Source organism: Lentisphaera marina, assembly GCF_028745505.1.
Taxonomy (GTDB): Bacteria; Verrucomicrobiota; Lentisphaeria; order Lentisphaerales; family Lentisphaeraceae; genus Lentisphaera; species Lentisphaera marina.
In genome coordinates, this window is the sequence record NZ_JAQZZL010000002.1 from 570,114 (window position 1) to 588,635 (window position 18,522).

Consider the following 18,522-nt stretch of genomic DNA (forward strand, 5'->3'; position numbering starts at 1 on the left):
CATGGCTTAAATTGGTCATCCATTTATCACATTATTGACTCTTTGAAGGTTTTTAAGTTGTTGTTTGATCGATCTTAGCTATTTTGAAGTGAATTTTATTGAGGTTATTTTTAAGTGTTAGCAAAATTACAAGAATCCTTAAGTGGTGAACTTTTTTGGGATGAAATGCTTAGAACGCTTTATGCAACAGATGCCTCAGCGTATAAAGAGATGCCCTTGGCAGTGAGTTTCCCGAAAACTAAGAGTGATATTCAAAAGCTTATTAGCTTTGCTAAAGAAAATGAACTCAGCTTGATTCCTAGAACAGCAGGCACTTCGCTTGCAGGTCAGGTAGTTGGATCAGGGATTATTGTCGACGTATCGAAATATTTCACGGGTGTTCTGGAAGTCGATACCGATAAGGAGTATGTGCGAGTTCAGCCAGGTGTGGTGCGTAACGAACTCAATAAAGAATTAGCAGAACTGGGCTATCTATTTGGGCCAATAACATCTACTGCCAATCGAGCGATGCTCGGCGGTATGCTAGGGAATAACTCCTGTGGGCAAAACTCACTGCGTTATGGAAGCGTTAGAGATAAATTGATTTCAGTAAAAGGCTTTTTGAGCGATGGCTCCGAAGTCGAATTCTCCGAACTCACAGAAAAAGAATTAGATCAAAAGCTAAAACTTGATGGCTTAGAAGGGGAGATTTACAGAGAGGTTTTTGCTCTTTTGAAAGATAATTCACAGGCAATTATTGAAGCCTATCCTCATCCCGAAATACACAGGCGCAATACGGGTTATTGTTTAGATCTTTTAGCAAATATGAAGCCCTTTAATTCCCAAGGGGAAGTTTTCAATTTGGCTACGTTAATTGCTGGTTCGGAAGGTACGCTATTTTTTGCTACTGAAATACGCTTGAAGATAGAGAAGCTTCCTCCCAAACATCGTGTTTTGCTATGTCCGCATTTTGATTCAATTAATAAGGCTTTGGAAGCCAATGTTTTGACTTTGAAGCATGGACCTATGGCAGTGGAACTCATGGATCGTTATATTCTGGAGTGTACCGATGGAAATCGCTTGTATAAGGGCTTGAGGTTTTTTGTTGAGGGTGATCCCGAAGCCATTCTAATGATAGAACTCGATGCCGACTCACTTGAAGACTTAGAGGCAAAGCAAGAAGCTTTATTGACTGAGTTCGAAGAACTTGGTTTGGCATATCATGTGTCACTTGTCGACCAGGCTGATATAGCCAAGGTCTGGGCTTTGAGAAGTGCAGGCTTAGGGTTACTCTCCAATGTGCCTGGTGATGCCAAGGCAGTACCAGTAATTGAAGATACTTGCGTACGTGTAGAGGATTTGCCCGAATACATAAAAGAGTTCAACGAAGTACTTGATAAGCATGGTTTATACTGTGTTCATTATGCTCATGCGGGCTCGGGGGAATTGCATTTACGGCCGATAATTGATTTGAAAACACAAGAAGGGCACGAGCAGTTTAGGGCAATAGCTGAGGATGTGGTGACTTTGCTGAAAAAATATCGAGGTTCCTTGAGTGGGGAGCATGGAGACGGGCGTTTGCGTGGTGAGTTTATTAAATCCATGCTCGGCCAAGAGGTGTATAGTTTATTAGAAAAAGTGAAGCAGGTTTTTGATCCACAAGGGGTATTTAACCCCAATAAAATAGTGCACACTTCTCCCATGGATGAATCCTTGCGTTTTGAAGCTGGAGTGACAACGCCTGAATTTGATACAGTTTATGACTTTACTCATGAACAAGGCTATGTGCGTGCAGCAGAATTTTGCAATGGTTCTGGAGATTGTCGCAAGTCATCGTCAATGGGTGGTACCATGTGCCCATCCTATATGGCCGAGAAGCAGGAGCAGTTTACCACGCGTGCACGTGCAAATATCTTGCGGGAATATTTGAGGAAGCCATTTAAGGAAAGTGAGTTTGAACACGAAGAAATCAAAGAGGTCTTAGATAGCTGCCTTTCTTGTAAAGCCTGTAAATCTGAGTGTCCATCAAATGTTGACATGGCTAAATTAAAGTCCGAATTTTTGTATCAATACCAAAAAGTTAAAGGCTTAGGCTTACGTTCGCGTTTAATTGCCTATTCCGCAAAACTAGCGAATTTAGGGTCTTATACACCAAGACTGTATAACTTTCTTAGTCAGCAGAAAGTTGTGAAGGATTTATTAGGCTTATCGAACAAGCGACAAATGCCAAGTTTAGCAAGGCAAAGTTTCTCTAAGTGGTTCAGGAATCATGTGCAGCAAGCTTATGGGAGGAAAGTTTATTTATTCCTTGATGAGTTCAGTGCTTTGTATGAAAGTGAGCTCGCAATAAAAGCAGTCAAATTACTGAATAACTTGGGTTATGTCGTGATATGTCCGGATCATGCGGAGAGTGGACGTGCCGCCTTTTCTAAGGGAGTTTTAGACTATGGCCGCCAGTGTGCCGAAAGAAATGTACAGGTTTTTTCTCGTTTGGTGGATGAAAAGACCCCTTTGATTGGTCTGGAGCCATCGACTTTGTTGTGTTTTAGAGATGAGTATATAGATATCCTAAGAGGAGATTTACAGAAAGAGGCTAGAAGCTTGGCTGAAAACACTTATTTAATAGATGAGTTTTTTGCGAAAATCAGTTCGAGTGTTGATCAAAACTTGTTTAATAATAAAGAGCAAAGAATAGATGTGCATGTGCATTGCTTTCAAAAATCTTTAGCTAAATCAGAGAGTTTAGTTAAGGCTTTGAGTATTCCCAAAAACTATAGCGTTAAATTAATTGACTCAGGTTGTTGTGGGATGGCGGGTTCCTTTGCTTATGAAAAAGAACATGAAGAGATGTCTGAAAAAATAGCTAATTTAACTTTACTGCCCCATATTGAGGGTATGCATGCAGATGTAATCTTAGTGGCTTCCGGGACGAGTTGTCGTCACCAAGTTAAAGATTTAAGTAAACGCAAGGCTTTGCATCCAGTTGAAGTTCTTTTTGATGCGCTCAATTGATTTGCAGCTGAATTGAGAATTAATTTGAGGATTTGTTAACTGTCTGCAATAATATTTAAGAGTGATTGAACTTTTTCTCGAATTCACGGTGTTCCCCCATGTCTTGCCAACGTGAATCAATATCGCTCGCTAATGATTCCGCATCGTAACCCGAGTAGATCTTATCGATATGAATAGCTTGGCCCTTTTGCTGAAAACGCAAACGCCAGCTCTTGCAGGCGAGCTCATAGTTTTCTTCATCTAGCTGACTTATTCGATCTCGGCCAAGGCGAACGCCCATGGAGAGGATTTGGCTAGCTAACCGTTTGATTTGCCACTGCGAATTCTGTTCGAGCCAGCTTATTTGTTGCTGAGCAATAGGCTTCCAGATTATATCAAAATGCTGATGGCTTTCGACTTTGTTCAACCAGCCAATGGCGGATTCTTCAAATGAATCAGCGTAAGGGATGTAGGGTTTAATATCAAAAATGGGAGTTTGATCCACGAGATCGTGGCCACTGATCTTAAGTGAGTTGTGCTCAACTTTTAAAAGTTTTACACAAGATAAGCCTAAGGGGTTAGGACGGTGTGGACTACGGGTTGCAAAGACCGAAATTTTTTTATCTCCTCTTGGGGGAAAGACTTTCCTTTTCCAACCTGCGCTTAAATGGAAGTGGAAAATTAACCATAAACGATCAATGCCCTTGAGATCTTGAATGGCTTGAGACATATCTTCATTGAATACAATTTCAGCTTCTAATTCTCTGAGAGAGCCTTGGCTTGGGAGTTCATATAGTTCGTTAGATTGACAATTGATATGAGCAATCGGCTGCAATTCCATCATTTTTGAGAATCAATCATTTTTTGTATTTTGTCTTTATATTGCGGGAAGCGCTGTTCAAAGTTTTTACGGCTCGCAACCAAAATTCGTTTAAAAGTGGGGATCTGTCGACCTTCACTAAACTTTTTCATTTTAATCTGGTAGTTTTCATGAAGCGTTTTTGCCATGTTTAAAAATTGTGTTGAACTCTCTTCAAATTCAGGTCCATAGAGTAGGAGAGTCATGGAGCGTTGCAACAAGTTGTGAATGCCGTAGAGGACCTCGTTTTCATCAGAGCTTTCATATAATTCTAAAAACATCTTACTAACAAAGCTGTCAATATCGGGGGCATTTTTTATGTTTTGGAACTCAACTAATTCTTTTAGGTACTCGGTCGATTTTTTCTTATCGCCTCTCATGTACAAGGCAAGAATAGCTTCTTTTAGGAAGTTGCCATAACCTGATTTGAAGGAACTCGATCTTGTTTTTTCAATGGCCTCTAGATTGAGTCGGCGAACTACATCTGCTAGTTTTAAATTGTTAGTCCAATCAATAGAGAGTTTATCCCCATCACGATATTCTAGCAGTTTACCGCCCTGGAAGGCCGAGTAGAGGCTTTGGACAATCATACGCTCACATTTAACCGAAAGCTCTGTATGGCCGGATTGTTTGCCTCGCCAAGCCCAATAAATGGCATGTGCTTGTGGTAAGTGCCAATCGAGATCAGGACTTATTTCTTTTTCGACTTCTAGGGCAATTTCAGGTATGATGCGGTAGTGCAATTCCGACCAACGACGACGTAGAAAAGTAGTGATCAAATCGAGCGTGATTGAACGTGTTTTGGGCTGCAGGTGATTAAAGGTCTCGGCAAATGCTTTGGGGAGTTTACCTGAGCGGCGATAAAATGCTTCCACTTTACTCCAATCACTCAAGTTTTCGTTGAGCTTCATGAAGTGATCTTTGAAAAGGGTGATGTCTTTGAGGGCAAGCTGAAGGGTGGCGAATTCCAGGGGGGCTTGCTTGGTTGTTTTTGCATATTGAACGAGTATTTCGACTTGCTCTTCAGTAAGAACTTTAGCTAGTTGGGGAGGGAGTTCTTGATCATTTGCGATGTCCGCTAAAAGCTTGGCTAAATCCTGATTTAATAAGTAGCGTGTCGCTTGTTGAACGCCAGCTTTTTCTAGCTTATCGCCCAAAATTAAGGGGTTTATATAGATTGAGTTCATCGCTTGCCAATCGGGTTTTTTTCCATAGATGCGTTGCATTTCTATGGCCCATTGGATTTTGTAATAGCGATTGGCATCATCGAGGTTTTTGTCAATTTTATGACTGAAAAGCCAGCCCAACTCATGATAGAGTTCGGGGTCGTTATTATTGTATTGCATAGCCTCGTCACGAATGAGAGAAATTCCTCGCTGCACCCAATGCCATCTTTCTGCGGGGTCTTCAACGGTAACAGAGATATTATAGGCCATGTTCCAGGCGAGGTGGTTAACAGCAGTGGTGTAGCGTGGCTGTAGTACAGTGATGAGTTTCGCGATCTGATAGGACTCGTGAAAGCGAAGTTCTTCTTGGTTCTTAATGTTTCGGATCCATAGCCAGTTTGCCATGAGTCCACGGAAGCTGCCTAAAGCGACGGTCGTGAAAACGATTTCGGGTGGTGCGTCTTTTAGGATGACTTCATCATTCAGTTTATGTTCTTGGCGAAGATCACTGAGTCGGCTGATGGAGATATGAGCCATGAATAAAGCAAAGGCCATGATTAGCAGGCAGACTGGGTAGGTTTTTTTACTCATTTTCTAGCGACTTTCCCAAATTCTTTTCGTTTAATGCACTGGACAGTGATAAGCAAGAGGGCAGTTATTTTTACAAATACTTCAATACTTAAGACTTTAAAAGCTTCAAAATAGCTGAGGATTTGACCTCTCGCAAGATATTCGCCGCTGTGGAAATCTCCAAAGCCAGCAACTATTTTTGAGATGCCGAGGTGAAAGTAATAAATGATTTGTTCGAAAAGGCTAGGTGGGGCGGCACTTGCAATAAATGAGTTGAGGATAGATCCTAAAATGAAATAAGTTCCAGCTAAGAGGATGGCCATGCTTGATGAAAAGAGGAAGCCAAAGCTACAGCCCACTGCGGTGAAAGTGGCGAGCAATCCGCTATATAGGAGAAAGGTTTGTGTCATCGATTGAATGAAGGAGTATTGGCCCATAACGATGAAGGGGCCTTCGTTTTTTCTAATCAAAACAGCATTGGTCATGTTTTTTCCGCGTTCGGCATTAGTGATCTTTATTTTTGCTGTACCATCTTTGGAAATAAAATCAGATCGTATGGGAAGGTGGTAATAGCGAGCACCACGTCCTTGCCACTGGTAGGGGTCACTCCATATCTTTTTATTGGGTTCCCACATGGAGATGAAAATGTTGATGTTACCAGTTTTACTAAGGCTATTTAAGTCCATGCCATAAAATAACCTCATTTTCAAGAAAATGTTTTTCTGTTGATCCGTGTCTAGACCCGAGAAAGTCCATTCTTTTGAATCGCCTTGATCAATACGTCCTTCAGAGCGCGCTAATTCGTCTCGGATGAGGGGGAGCATGTTGTCGCGCATGTTTTCTTTCGCTAAGCCTTTTGAAAGGCGTCGATTAAAGACTTCTTCTGCAGAGGCTTGCCTAAATGATGGTTTGCCGTCATGGTGAATTCTTGCTGTGAGTAGTTCCGTTTTAAGAGCCACTAATTTCTGCATGTTATTCAGTGCGAAGCTAAGGTTTGTAAATATATTGGCCTTGTTGAGTCCTAGAGTATCGACCTCTTTAAAGTCATCTTTAGTGAGTTGCTCTTTTGGTTCTGCAATCGAGTAGTAGAGGCGGAAGTGTTGCATAGCCATCTCGCCAAGCTGCCTATCTTTGACTTTGCCATCGGGATAGTTTTCATAGAACCAAGCAATGACGCGATCTGAACTTTGGATGTATTCATGTTTGAGTTTGTTGTAATCATTCGAAATATGCCAAGTTATGTAGCAGAAGCTAAGGGCAAGTAAAGAAGCAGATATGCAGAGTGTGCCTAAAAATTTTCCAATCCAAATATGCGATGTTCGCACAGGTCGAGTGAGCATGAGTTGGATTTGGTGTGATTCAACTTCTTGAGAAGATAAATTGTAGGCGCTTAACCAGAGAGTAATGAGGGCACAGAGTAGGACAGCCATATTGATGGAGTACTCGAGGCGAACTAAAAAAGTACTTTTGAGGGTGCCATCTCCAGAAGTGTCAGCAGTGAGGATCCAGATTAAGCAAAGCAAAACGGGGATGATGGTCAGTAGAGCTTTTGAACGTAAATGGGCTCTTAGTGTCTGTTTAGCAATTGTAAATATTTGAAACATTTAAGCCCTGTGAATTCTTCTCATTCCTATTAATAGAATAAGTTTAGATCTTTTATAAAGTCAAGGCAATGGATCTGAGTCGATAAAAGCTTAAAAAATAGGCTTTAAATGACTTAGGACTTGCTAGTAAAGCCGAATGACTCTAAGCAACGCTTGCTTTCTTCAAGGGAGTCCGTAACAATATTGTAGTGTTTGTAGACTTGGTTATTGTCGATATGTGAACTTAAAGAAATTAGTTTGTGTATGGCAAGGCTTAATTGAGAATCTTCATCATAAGCGAGTGAGCAGAAGTTGTATTCGGAGTCGACATCTTTTTCGATTTCAGCTATTTGTAAAATTTCTGCGTGTTGACTCCATAGAATTGCGTCGGGTCCATAAGCTAAATACCACTCAGTCTGTGGATGAAGAATTGACTTAAGAGCCGAGATCATTTTCTTTGGCTCTACTCCATCTTCATTGCATACGTGTAAGACAGGTGAGTGATCTTGAGCAGTGAATTCACCTTCCTGAAATAATTTAACTGGAGCTTTTTCTTTGTGTGTAAATAGCATTTAACTTGGAGCTTTTAATAATGAATTAATATTTGGATGAGTGAATACGAAAGAACTATTGATGAGTTTTTTAGGCTGTACTTTTAAGTCGCATAGGAAGAGGTCGTCCGCCATTTCTTTTGGGAGTAATTTAAAAATCAATGTGGGGACAGGGAAAACACTCGGTCTCTTTAAGTGCTTTGCTAGAGTACGGGTGAATTTTTGATTGGTTATAATCTCTGGCGCAGTCATGTTTACAGCTCCTTGTAGGCTATTGTCTTCAAGGCAATGCGTGATAACTTTTATGCTGTCCGCTAAAGAGATCCAAGGGAAGTGGCGTTGCCCCATGCCGATGTTACCACCTAAGCCCATTTTGAATACGGGCATAGTTTTTGCAAGCATACCTCCACTGGGATCGAGGACAACTCCCGTGCGCAGTAAAACTCGTCTTACGCTCAAGTGGTCAAGCTTTTCGGAGGCTTTTTCCCATTGCTCGCAAACATGAGCCAAGAAGCTCTTCCCGATAGGAGATTTTTCAGTGAGAGTTTCTTGTGACTGAGAGCCATAGTAATTAACTCCCGACGAACAGATAAAAACCTTTGGTTTTGTTTGACATAAAGCAATGGCTTGGCAGAGTGTTTTTGTACTTTCTGTACGACTCTTTAGAATGAGGTCTTTATATTTTTTTGTCCAAATTTTATCGGCAACGCCTGCGCCTCCAAGATGAATGATGGCATCAAAGCCTTCAATCTGTTTGGGGTCGAGTTTTCCCGAAGTAGGATCCCATTGAATTTCTTCTTGAGATTGTGTCGGACGGCGTACAAGACGGGAGACTTGGTGCTCTTGTTTGCTTAGTTCAACTAATAAAGCTTGGCCAATGAAGCCGCTGCTGCCGGCGACAAGAATTTTCATAATGGCCTCTGAGCTTTGAGAATGCGATCTCTTGAGCTGTAGTCTTTTAATATTTCTACATTTCTGTAGTTTAAAGATTTAAATAAATCCAGGCATTTAGGGCCCTGTTGTGCCCCGATCTCCATGAGGATGTGAGCATCAGTATCCATGTATGCTGGAGATTGCTGGGCGATTTCTATAATGATGGCCATGCCGTCGTCGTCGGCGAATAAGGCGCTAGCAGGTTCGTGTTTTAAAACGTCTAATCCCATTTCTTTTCTTTCGTTTTCACTGACGTAGGGTGGATTGGAAGTGATTAGATCAAATTTAATGTCTTTGGGAATGCTAGAAAATAAGTCGCATTCGATTAAATCGATGTTTTGACTTTTGTTATGGTCTATGTTTTTTTCTGCATAGGATAAGGCGGCTTTTTCTATATCACATGCCACAATATTCAGTGTCTGCTTTTTCTGCTCTTGGATAGCAATGGGGATGCAGGCGGAGCCAGTGCAGAGATCTAGGAGTTTTTGTCCTTCGTTTATGAGTTTAACTGCTGTGTCTATTAGGCACTCAGTTTCTGGACGAGGGATTAGAACCCCGGGACCCACAAAGATCTCTAAACCATAAAAACTAGTGCTTCCACAGATGTACTGCACGGGCTCATGTGCGGCGCATCGCTGTAGGCGCTCTCGGACAGCGCTTAATTCCCCTTCATTCAAGGGGCGATCGTGCTGCAGGTATAAATCCAAGCGTTTAATATTGAGTGAATCGGAGATGATCCACTCAGCATTAACTTTCGGAGATGCGATTTTGTGTTTAGCCAAGTAATCCTCGCTTAGAGTGAGGATCTCTCGGATATCTTTCATGACTCTTTTTTGTGTGTAGCTTCAATATCAAGACTAATGCCACCGCGTGGCATGAATTCGCCAAAAACAGTGATTTCGCGAGGGTCGCAAACCTTGACAATGTCTTCTAATATTCTATTAACTACTTCTTCGTGAAAACTATTGTGATTGCGGAAGGCAAAGAGGTACATTTTTAGTGACTTGGATTCGACGCATTTTTTGTCGGCAATATAAGTGATAGTTATTTTACCAAAATCTGGCTGTCCAGTAACGGGGCAGAGTGCTGTGAATTCAGGGCAATTAAAAGTGATTTTGTAATCTCTTCCGGCGTAAAGATTGTCGAAAACTTCGAGGGGAGCATCTTCTGGGGAGTCAAAATAATTTTTTTCGTTTTTACTGAGAAGTGTGAGGTTGTTTAGGCGTTCTTTTTCGCTCATTATAAATCCTTAATTTACTGAGCCTGGAGCTCTTTGAGGGCTTCAAGTACTTTCAGGGGATGATCTTCGGCACCGCGAACAGTCTTCCAGTGTTTGAGTAAGGTTCCGTCAGGGCCAATGATGGCAGTTGAACGAATGATGCCCATGTACTTTTTGCCATAATTATTTTTTTCGCCCCAAGCGCCATAGGCTTGTAGCATTTCTTTCTCTTCATCTACTAGAAGGGGGAAGTTTAAGTTGTGCTTAGCAATGAATTTTTCGTGGCTTGCTGCTGAGTCCGCAGAGACTCCGAGGACTGAACAGTTGGCATTTGTGAACTCATCGATATTATCGCGAAAAGTGCAAGATTCTTTAGTGCAGCCTGGGGTGTTATCTTTTGGGTAAAAGTAGATGACCAAGTATTTGTTGGCGTAATCTGCTAATGTGTGCGATGTGCCGTCTTGATCTTTAAGTGCAAAATTTGGTGCTGGTTTTCCTGTTTCCATTTGGAGTGCTTCCTTGGCTTAGGTTGAATAGTTAATGGCGAGTAATATAATCGCTTTGTTTAATGTAACAAATTTGAGAATGAAAAAATGAAGAAGCGAATTGAGGCAACCTTAATTTATTTGATGGATGGTGAGCAAGTCCTTATGCTCGAGAGAGTGAAAAAAAAAGGTGATATACACGTTGGGAAATGGAATGGTTTAGGGGGTAAAGTTGAGCTTGGGGAATCAATTAAAAGTTGCGCCATTCGCGAGCTTAAAGAAGAGTCTGGTTTGACAGCAGAATATTTTGATTTTGCAGGGCATATAACTTTTCCGGAGTTCGATAAGCAGGGTAATGATTGGTCAGTTTTTATATTTAGGGCTTATGGACCTCAAGGTGACTTGACTGATTGTGATGAAGGGCGACTTGCGTGGAAGAGGAAAGACGAGATCCTGTCCTTGAATTTATGGGAGGGAGATAAATACTTTTTGCCTCATGTATTATCAAATAAGACCTTTTTTGGCGAATTTTGTTATGAATCGGGACAATTATCTTCATATAAACTCGATTTTGCAGACTACTTAAGTGGAAAAGATTTGAACTAAGACTTATGGAGGTCTAGTTTGAGTCTATATTTTAATTAAAACGTTTTAAACTATTAGTAGGTTGTCATGTTATACGGTATTATTTCCGATTTGCACTCAAATTTAGAGGCTGTGCGCGCGGTTGTTGAAGAAGGGAAGAGGTTGGGGATTCAAAAATATATTTGCCTAGGCGATATAGTTGGATACAACGCTAATCCTAAAGAAGTGATTGATATTGTTCGAGACGAGCTTCAACCTATTGCTGTGATTAAGGGTAATCACGATGAATATGTTTCGCAAGAGACTGAACTTATAGGCTTTAATCCACAAGCTGCTCAGGCAGTTCAATGGACTCGCGAGCAATTGACTCTTGATGATCGTCAATGGTTATATTCTTTGCCGATGACTAAGAATTTATGGCAGTTAAAGACGACAATTGTTCATGCGACTCTCGATAGTCCTGAAGCTTGGGGTTACATATTCGATAAATACTACGCAGAGAACTCTTTCTCTTACCAAAGATTGCCTTACTGTTTTATCGGCCACTCACATGTGCCTTTTGCTTACGAGCAAATCGGCGGTGCCAAGGGTGTTATTCAAGCAGGTCGTTATGAACAGATTCGCTTAAATCCAAATCATAAGTACTTGATTAATGTTGGTTCTGTTGGTCAGCCTAGAGATGGCGACAACCGTGCATCTTTCTGTTCTTTTGATACTGATGAAAGAGTCGTGACTCTACATCGCGTTGAGTACGATATTGAAACGACGCAGAAAAAGATTTATGAAGCGGGCTTGCCAGAGCGTTTGGCCTTACGTTTACAGGTTGGACGCTAGGGTCTAGGGGAAAACTTCGTGAATAGGAAGGATAAGGGGACATCAGGTAGTTCTAGAACCAAAATGAAAATGAGTACTAAGGGGGGCTCGGGTACTACTGGTGCTCGTAGTATAAAAGAAAGACCTAAGACAAGTTCTCGTGCAAATAGTCGAGCCAATACTCACTCACCCAAAAAAGTAAAAAAATCAGGTGGTATGCTATCGTATGTGATAGTTACTTTGATTACTTTTGGTGCTATTGTGTCAGACATTACAGGACCTTTTCAAGGTTGGTTACGTCCAAAAAAGTCTATAGAAGCTCCTAAAGAAGAACCAAAAGAAGAAGTGAAGAAGGCTCCCGTTAAAAAAGAGAAGCCAAAGCCAGTTAAAGAAGAAATTAAAAAAGAAGAAGTTAAGCCCAAAGAGGTTTTTCAGGCGACGATTAATGATAATTTGACCGCTGAAGAAGTTGAAGAAGCCGATGAAGAGAAGCTAAAAAATGCTCGATATGAGGAAATTTATACTGAATTAAAGGCGAAAGTCAAGAAGCCTCCCCTCAATAAAAGAGTTCAGATTCGCATGAAAGATGGTCGCAAACTTTATTGTTATGTGACGAAGGTTGGTACAAGTAGCCTGGATTTAGAAAAGATTGAACCATACAATGGTAAAATGTCGGTCAGCGCAAGTAAACTTTCTGATCAGAGTAAAGAAATGTTTTTTGGTGATCAGTTTGCTAAAATCAAAGCACGTAAAATTGTCGCGGCGGAAGAAAGACAAGGTTATTTTAAGAAAGATCCGGCAACTGAGTCTGGCTTTTTTGATCCCACAATAGAAGAGACTCCGGAAAGATTGGTTCATGCAGTGAAAGAAGTTGGTGACTGGTTGAATTTCCAAGCTCGTCGTGGATCGGGCAGTGCGGTTGTTCGTTTAGGAGCAAAGAAAAAAGATTCAGCTCGAATTCTTTATGTTTATTTAGGTAGACCATTTTTTTCTCAGAGTGTGAAAGAAAAAACTCAGTGGTTAGAGGCCGTGCGCCAGTTTTGGGTGCTGCGCTGTAAGAGTAATAGTTTAGCAACAGAAGAAAATGCCCATGTTTGTTTAGTTCTCGACGGCAGGAATTTGATTGTGGGTGGAACAAAAGAAGAAGATTCTAAAAAAATATGGCTGAAAAAAACCAGGAGATAGGACGATGAAGGTACAGTGCGAAAATTGTTTTGGAGTTAATGCCGTAGATGAAGCAGATCTTGGTGAATACCTTCAGTGTGGTCACTGCTCTGAAGCCTTTTTAGTTCCTGCAGAACGTTTTGCTCCGGGTGTAGTGATTGATGACTATATTATTGAGAAAAAAATTGGTCAAGGTGGTATGGGTGTCGTATTTAGAGCCCTTCAAATAAGCTTAGACCGCTATGTTGCGCTCAAAATTTTAGCTTTAGAAAATCAAAGCCAAGATGCAGTTATTGACTTCGTACGCGAAGCTCGTGCATCAGCTAAGCTTCATCATCAAAACATTGTTCAAGCTTATGCAGTCGGTCAAGCCGATGGCGGCGTTTATTACCTAGCGATGGAGTTGGTTAATGGTCAGACACTCAAAGAAATTTTAGATGTGGAAAAGAAGATCACTGTCGATACGGCCTTAAATGTAACTAAGCAGGTCTCTGATGCTCTTGCGTATGCTTGGGCACAGCAGAAATTAGTTCACCGCGATATTAAACCAGATAACATCATGGTTGTTGATGACTTGGCCAAATTGATGGACTTGGGTCTTTCAAGGTTTGCCAATGATAAGCTAGAGTCTACAGATGATGAAGACTCTATCATGGGAACACCGCAGTATATAAGCCCAGAACAATTGATAGGTTCTGAAATGGATTTTCGTGGTGATATATATTCTTTGGGTGCCACGCTTTACCATTTTGTGACGGGTGAATTCGCTTTTGGCGGTGCTTCTGTTACGGAGATCGCTAGGAAGCACTTACAAGAGCCTTTGCGTCCAGCTCATGAAATAGATAGCTCGATTCCTCCCCAAGTCAGTAAGTTACTTGAGCGCATGATGGAGAAACAGCCTGAAGATCGTTTCCAGAGTATGCAGGAGTTGAGTAAAGAAATTGAAAAGACACGCAAAGCAATTAGCACAAATACGAGCTCCACTAAAAAAGGTTTGCATTTAAGAACGAATTCATCTCGCCGTAGAAATGTTGAAGGTGGTGGTCGTGTAGCCCATCGTCCTGTGGCGGGTGAAACGCGTGCCCGTGCTCGTGCAGGAGCAGTGGCTTTGAGTCCAGAAGAATTAAAGTCATACACAGACACGTCAGGTCATGGTAAACTTAAATTTTTATCAATTGCTTGTATGGCTGCAACTTTAATTTTAGCTTTGGTTTTATTAGTTATCTGATGAAGATTATACATTTTTCGGATATACATGAGGGGGCTTTTCCAGCTCCCTCATCTTTTTTTAGCAAACGTCTATTCGGGGGGAGTAATTATGTGTTTCGCCGTAAAAAGACAGTTGACTGGAATCGTCTAGATTTATTGACTGCTTTTGTTAAGCAAGAAAAATTTGATTATGTCATTATTTCGGGTGACTTCACTTCGACTGGTTCAGCTAGAGAATTTGAGATGGTGAAAAAACGTCTTCAGGACTTGCATGATATTGAAGGTGTGAAAATTTTGGCGGTGCCAGGCAATCACGACAATTACATAGATTGTCAAAAATCATCCTCGGCAATGAAAGACTTTATTTCATGGCTCACAAAAGGTGCGGTAAATAATTTTCCTTTGCGCATAGAGGATGGCAATGTCGTTTTTTACTTAAGTAATCATGCAGTACCTAGACCTATTCAGCTGTCAAGTGGATATTTCGATCCCGAAACGCATGAAAAACTACTTGAATGGACTGAGCAAGATAAGCAGAAAATTAAGATTGCCATTGGTCATTACCCGCTTCTAAATGCCGAGGGTGAATCTTTGCCAGAACATAAGCTTCTTGTTGATGGAGAGAAAGTCCATGAGCTATTGCAAAGTGGGGCGATTGACATAAATTTGTGCGGACATATTCATCAAGCTTTTTTACGGGAAGAAATAAGTGGATCCAGAGAGATTTGTGCAGGTTCTTTAACGATGGGTAGAAAAGCAAATATATTAGAAATTGACGGCGAAAAGATAGAGCAGACATGGAAGATTTTTTAGAAGAAAGCCTTTTAGCAAATATTCATCCTACGAAGGATGAACTACAGGATTTAGCAAAGCAGGGAAGTTTGATTCCCGTATACACAGAATTACTTGCTGATTTAGAAACGCCTATATCGGCATTCAGTAAAATTGCCTACGACAAGTCTGGTAAGAAAAAGCCTTATGCCTTTCTATTGGAGAGTGCTGACGGTGGTGAAAGCATCGGCCGTTACTCATTTATGGGGGTTGATCCCATTGCTCTTATTAGTCGTAGTGGTGATTTGATTGAGTTGACTGGTGAAAAAGAAGAGCGTATTGAAACAAAGAAAGATACTTTTCAGTTTTTAGAAGATTACCTCAAGCGATACGATCAGGTGCAATTAGAAGGCTTGGCGCCATTTAGTGGCGGTGCCGTTGGCTATGCATCTTATGAGACAATTCAAGAAATTGAGCCTCGTGTTAATTGTAAAGATAAGGCTGAATTCGGAACGCCAGATGCTTTGTTTGGTATTTACGAAACTATTGTTTCTTTTGATCGCTTAAAGCAAAGAATTCAAGTGATAAGTCATGTCGATTTACGCAAAGATGATTTGCGAGATGGCTACCAAAAAGCTTTAAAAAATATTGCTCAAATCGTAGATAAACTCGGGCAAGAACGCATCGTGAGGCCTCTAGCCTTGAACCTCTCTACAGAGCCCCTCGAAGCTAGTTCAAATATGACCCGTGCAGACTTTTGTGATAAAGTACTAAAAGCCAAAGAATATATTCGCTCCGGAGATGTTATTCAGGTGGTGCTTTCACAGCGCTTTGAGGCGGATGTGGACCCTGAGCCTCTCGATTTGATGAGAACACTACGCATGATTAACCCTTCTCCTTATATGTTTTGTTTGCATTTAGGCGATGATTTCTCACTAGTGGGAGCTAGTCCAGAAGTTCACGCAAAAGCCCAAGATGGCTTAGTGACTGTACGTCCCATTGCAGGGACGCGTAAACGTGGAGCTAATAAAGCAGAAGATGATGCTTTGTCTGCAGATCTACTGGCTGATCCTAAAGAACGAGCCGAACACATTATGTTAGTCGACTTAGCTCGAAATGACGTAGGTAGAATAGTTGAGACGGGGTCGGTAGATATTTCTCAATTAATGATCATTGAAAAGTATAGTCACGTTTTACATATTGTTTCCGAAGTTCAGGGTGAACTACAAAAAGACTTTGGACCTGGTTCGGTTATGAGTTCCACTTTCCCGGCTGGAACAGTGAGTGGAGCACCCAAGATCCGTGCGATGGAAATTATTGCCGAATTAGAGCCTGATCGTCGTGGTGCTTATGCTGGTGCAGTAACATATTTCTCTTTTAATGGCAATGTGGATTCTTGTATTGCCATACGGACTGCGGTTTTGAAAGCAGGTAAAGTTTATGTTCAAGCAGGTGCGGGAGTTGTGGCAGACTCGGATCCCGACTTTGAATACGAAGAAACTCGCAATAAAGCTCGAGCAATGCTTGTCGCGTTGAATACTGCGAGTAAAATGAGTGCAGAGAAAAAATAACAGGATATACAATGAGCACCATCGATTGGAACAATCTCAAATTTTCATACTTTCAGACGAAATGTTACGTTCAATATACTTTTAAAGATGGCCAATGGTCAGATTGTCAATATGTAGAAGAACCCTATCTCAAAATGCATGTAGCGGCCACATGTCTTCATTATGGTCAGGCAGCATTTGAAGGACTTAAAGCTTATCGTGGTGAAGATGGTCAAGTAAGGGTTTTTCGTCCAGAAGAAAATGCTAAACGTCTTCAGCGTTCTGCAGAACGTTTGTGTATGGAGCCAGTTCCTACTGAGATCTTTCTTGATGCGGTAGACAAGGTTCTTCAATCAAATATTGATTTCTTACCTCCCTACGGTCATGGTGCTTCAATGTACATGCGTCCTTTATTGATCGGGACAGGGCCTCGCATGGGTGTTCAGCCTTCTGATGAGTACACTTTTATTTTATTGGTTGTTCCCGTGGGTTCTTATTACAAGGGTGGCTTGCAGTCTGTTCCCGCTTTAGTGATGGAAGATTTTGATCGTGCGGCTCCCATGGGAACTGGCAATGTGAAAGCTGCTGGTAACTATGCGACGGCGATGTTGCCTGGTATTATGGCGAGTGATCAAGGCTATCCTATAAATCTTTACTTAGATGCAAAAGAACATAAATACATCGATGAATTTGGGACTTCAAATTTTATTGGAATTAAAGACAATTCTTACGTGACTCCTAGTTCATCTGCCGTTTTACCAAGTATTACTAATATGTCGCTTATGACCCTAGCGGAAGAGATGGGAATGGCTGTTGAAAAACGCAATGTAGATTTTGATGAGATTACTGACTTTGATGGGATTGCGGCCTGTGGTACAGCTGTGGTGGTAACGCCTATTAGCCATATCGATAAAGCAGGTGTGACTTATAAGCCTGCGAAAGAAGGGATTCACCCTCGCTTTCAAGAACTTTATGCACGTATGCAAGAGATTCAATTAGGTCAATACGAAGATAAATATAACTGGTGTCACATTGTCTCTACCTGAAGAAGCAATTCAGGGTGATTCTTATAAAACTGAAGGATCATCTCGCAAACTTATGGATAAGATCCTTAGGCTTGGGAATCTATATTTTTATAGCAAAGCTTTTAAGCCTATTAACGATTTCTCGAAAATTTGCCAAGCAGGGAAGTATGATTTTGCGGAGCTCGCAAAGCATTGCCAACGCGTACTGAAGGCAGTGGAAGATTGCGGAGGTCGTGTAGAAATTGATGGCCTTGATAACTTGGCGAATGAGCCTCGAGTATATGTGGCTAATCACATGAGTTCATTGGAAACAGTGACTTTGGCCTATGTTATGCAAAAAGCAGGCCCCTCAATTTTTGTTATTAAAGAAAGCTTAATGACTTATCCAGTTTTTGGTCATATCATGCAGGGTATGAGCTGTATTCCGATGACGAGAAATAATCCCATTCAAGACCTTAAAACTCTTTTGAAGCAAGGTGGGGAGATGCTGAAAAATGGAACGAGTGTCATTATCTTCCCGCAGAAGACGCGTGGAGTGGAATTCATCCCCGATGAATTTAATAGCATAGGCTGCAAACTTGCTCGCCGTGCAGGAGTGAAGATTCAGCCGTTTGCATTGGATACTAGTTTCTGGGGACGAGGAAAAATTGTTTCAGACTACGGTCCCATTACTAGATCTTCTACAGTTCGTTTTAGCTTTGGAGAAGGCATGGATATTGATTCGAAGAATCAAAAAGAAGTTCATGAGAACTGTGTCGAGTTTATCGAGAATAAACTCAATCAGTGGAAAAGCTGATTATTTATCTGGGTAATCGTATATTTCTTCAAATAATTCAACGATTTTCTGAGCCGCCGCTTCTTCGTCTGGCCCATCAGCTGAAATACTTACCGTAGCTCCTTGGGGAAGACCAAGAGAGATTAATTCTAGTATATTATTAAGACTAGCGCTCTCACCATTAGCTTCAACCGTGATGCTAGCTTCAAATGACTTGGCGCCTTTTACGATCGCTGAGCTAGGTCGGCAGTGGATACCGTGAATATTATTGACTATGGCATTTGTAGTGTACAT

General features: G+C 41.3%; 18 protein-coding genes. 9 read left to right on the plus strand and 9 right to left on the minus strand.

The window, feature by feature from the left end:
- Positions 1-114: 114 nt before the first annotated feature.
- On the plus strand, positions 115-2,991 hold the full coding sequence (locus PQO01_RS13565) for an FAD-binding and (Fe-S)-binding domain-containing protein (RefSeq protein ID WP_274314615.1): 2,877 nt from the start codon (positions 115-117) through the stop codon (positions 2,989-2,991).
- Between the two features lie 55 nt (positions 2,992-3,046).
- Here the strand turns inward: PQO01_RS13565 and tsaA are convergent, their stop codons facing one another.
- From tsaA to bcp, 8 genes are all read right to left on the minus strand, one after another.
- A complete protein-coding gene (tsaA, locus tag PQO01_RS13570) occupies positions 3,047-3,814 on the minus strand; it encodes a tRNA (N6-threonylcarbamoyladenosine(37)-N6)-methyltransferase TrmO (RefSeq protein ID WP_274314616.1) in 768 nt (255 codons plus the stop codon).
- Positions 3,811-5,586 (minus strand): hypothetical protein, encoded by a 1,776-nt coding sequence (locus PQO01_RS13575; protein WP_274314617.1) that lies wholly within the window; start codon positions 5,584-5,586, stop codon positions 3,811-3,813. The genes tsaA and PQO01_RS13575 overlap by 4 nt, the downstream gene beginning before the upstream one ends.
- Positions 5,583-7,169 carry an ABC transporter permease gene (locus tag PQO01_RS13580; RefSeq protein ID WP_274314619.1) on the minus strand — a complete coding sequence of 529 codons (1,587 nt, stop codon included), beginning with the start codon at positions 7,167-7,169 and terminating at the stop codon, positions 5,583-5,585. Before PQO01_RS13580 ends, PQO01_RS13575 begins: the two co-directional genes overlap by 4 nt.
- 113 nt (positions 7,170-7,282) lie before the next feature.
- The gene (locus tag PQO01_RS13585) at positions 7,283-7,720 is read right to left on the minus strand and encodes a hypothetical protein (protein WP_274314621.1); all 438 of its coding nucleotides are present in this window, start codon (positions 7,718-7,720) and stop codon (positions 7,283-7,285) included.
- Complete coding sequence (locus tag PQO01_RS13590) at positions 7,721-8,611, minus strand: TIGR01777 family oxidoreductase (protein WP_274314623.1); 891 nt, start codon at positions 8,609-8,611, stop codon at positions 7,721-7,723.
- Positions 8,608-9,456 carry a peptide chain release factor N(5)-glutamine methyltransferase gene (gene prmC, locus PQO01_RS13595; protein ID WP_274314624.1) on the minus strand — a complete coding sequence of 283 codons (849 nt, stop codon included), beginning with the start codon at positions 9,454-9,456 and terminating at the stop codon, positions 8,608-8,610. Before prmC ends, PQO01_RS13590 begins: the two co-directional genes overlap by 4 nt.
- Positions 9,453-9,872, minus strand: coding sequence for a preQ(1) synthase (gene queF / locus PQO01_RS13600; RefSeq protein WP_274314625.1), 420 nt, complete (start codon positions 9,870-9,872; stop codon positions 9,453-9,455). Before queF ends, prmC begins: the two co-directional genes overlap by 4 nt.
- 14 nt (positions 9,873-9,886) lie before the next feature.
- Positions 9,887-10,357: a thioredoxin-dependent thiol peroxidase gene (bcp, locus tag PQO01_RS13605; protein WP_274314627.1), complete on the minus strand. Its 471-nt coding sequence runs from the start codon at positions 10,355-10,357 to the stop codon at positions 9,887-9,889.
- Between the two features lie 87 nt (positions 10,358-10,444).
- On the opposite strand from bcp, the gene PQO01_RS13610 reads away from it, so the two are divergent.
- From PQO01_RS13610 to PQO01_RS13645, 8 genes are all read left to right on the plus strand, one after another.
- A complete protein-coding gene (locus PQO01_RS13610; protein ID WP_274314629.1) occupies positions 10,445-10,942 on the plus strand; it encodes an NUDIX hydrolase in 498 nt (165 codons plus the stop codon).
- Positions 10,943-11,008: 66 nt separating this feature from the next.
- Positions 11,009-11,755, plus strand: coding sequence for a metallophosphoesterase family protein (locus PQO01_RS13615; protein ID WP_274314631.1), 747 nt, complete (start codon positions 11,009-11,011; stop codon positions 11,753-11,755).
- 18 nt (positions 11,756-11,773) lie between these two features.
- Positions 11,774-12,919, plus strand: a complete 1,146-nt coding sequence (locus PQO01_RS13620) for a hypothetical protein (RefSeq protein ID WP_274314632.1) — start codon at positions 11,774-11,776, stop codon at positions 12,917-12,919.
- Positions 12,920-12,923: 4 nt separating this feature from the next.
- Positions 12,924-14,126, plus strand: coding sequence for a serine/threonine protein kinase (locus PQO01_RS13625; protein ID WP_274314633.1), 1,203 nt, complete (start codon positions 12,924-12,926; stop codon positions 14,124-14,126).
- On the plus strand, positions 14,126-14,920 hold the full coding sequence (locus PQO01_RS13630; RefSeq protein ID WP_274314635.1) for a metallophosphoesterase family protein: 795 nt from the start codon (positions 14,126-14,128) through the stop codon (positions 14,918-14,920). The genes PQO01_RS13625 and PQO01_RS13630 overlap by 1 nt, the downstream gene beginning before the upstream one ends.
- Entirely contained in the window at positions 14,905-16,449 is a 1,545-nt protein-coding gene (gene trpE, locus PQO01_RS13635) for an anthranilate synthase component I (RefSeq protein WP_274314636.1), read from the plus strand. Before PQO01_RS13630 ends, trpE begins: the two co-directional genes overlap by 16 nt.
- 11 nt (positions 16,450-16,460) lie before the next feature.
- Positions 16,461-17,474, plus strand: a complete 1,014-nt coding sequence (locus PQO01_RS13640) for a branched-chain amino acid aminotransferase (RefSeq protein WP_274314637.1) — start codon at positions 16,461-16,463, stop codon at positions 17,472-17,474.
- The gene (locus tag PQO01_RS13645; RefSeq protein ID WP_274314638.1) at positions 17,461-18,249 is read left to right on the plus strand and encodes a lysophospholipid acyltransferase family protein; all 789 of its coding nucleotides are present in this window, start codon (positions 17,461-17,463) and stop codon (positions 18,247-18,249) included. The genes PQO01_RS13640 and PQO01_RS13645 overlap by 14 nt, the downstream gene beginning before the upstream one ends.
- On the opposite strand, the gene PQO01_RS13650 is transcribed toward PQO01_RS13645, so the two are convergent.
- Complete coding sequence (locus PQO01_RS13650; RefSeq protein ID WP_274314640.1) at positions 18,250-18,522, minus strand: HPr family phosphocarrier protein; 273 nt, start codon at positions 18,520-18,522, stop codon at positions 18,250-18,252.

Bases quoted from the DNA above. Each gene is read 5' to 3' on its own strand.
- bcp (WP_274314627.1), bottom strand. From the start codon at position 10,357: ATGGAAACAGGAAAACCAGCACCAAATTTTGCACTTAAAGATCAAGAC.
- PQO01_RS13585 (WP_274314621.1), bottom strand. From the start codon at position 7,720: ATGCTATTTACACACAAAGAAAAAGCTCCAGTTAAATTATTTCAGGAA.
- PQO01_RS13615 (WP_274314631.1), top strand. From the start codon at position 11,009: ATGTTATACGGTATTATTTCCGATTTGCACTCAAATTTAGAGGCTGTG.
- PQO01_RS13590 (WP_274314623.1), bottom strand. From the start codon at position 8,611: ATGAAAATTCTTGTCGCCGGCAGCAGCGGCTTCATTGGCCAAGCTTTA.
- tsaA (WP_274314616.1), bottom strand. From the start codon at position 3,814: ATGATGGAATTGCAGCCGATTGCTCATATCAATTGTCAATCTAACGAA.
- PQO01_RS13580 (WP_274314619.1), bottom strand. From the start codon at position 7,169: ATGTTTCAAATATTTACAATTGCTAAACAGACACTAAGAGCCCATTTA.
- trpE (WP_274314636.1), top strand. From the start codon at position 14,905: ATGGAAGATTTTTTAGAAGAAAGCCTTTTAGCAAATATTCATCCTACG.
- queF (WP_274314625.1), bottom strand. From the start codon at position 9,872: ATGAGCGAAAAAGAACGCCTAAACAACCTCACACTTCTCAGTAAAAAC.
- PQO01_RS13630 (WP_274314635.1), top strand. From the start codon at position 14,126: ATGAAGATTATACATTTTTCGGATATACATGAGGGGGCTTTTCCAGCT.
- PQO01_RS13640 (WP_274314637.1), top strand. From the start codon at position 16,461: ATGAGCACCATCGATTGGAACAATCTCAAATTTTCATACTTTCAGACG.
- PQO01_RS13625 (WP_274314633.1), top strand. From the start codon at position 12,924: ATGAAGGTACAGTGCGAAAATTGTTTTGGAGTTAATGCCGTAGATGAA.
- prmC (WP_274314624.1), bottom strand. From the start codon at position 9,456: ATGAAAGATATCCGAGAGATCCTCACTCTAAGCGAGGATTACTTGGCT.
- PQO01_RS13575 (WP_274314617.1), bottom strand. From the start codon at position 5,586: ATGAGTAAAAAAACCTACCCAGTCTGCCTGCTAATCATGGCCTTTGCT.
- PQO01_RS13610 (WP_274314629.1), top strand. From the start codon at position 10,445: ATGAAGAAGCGAATTGAGGCAACCTTAATTTATTTGATGGATGGTGAG.
- PQO01_RS13650 (WP_274314640.1), bottom strand. From the start codon at position 18,522: ATGTACACTACAAATGCCATAGTCAATAATATTCACGGTATCCACTGC.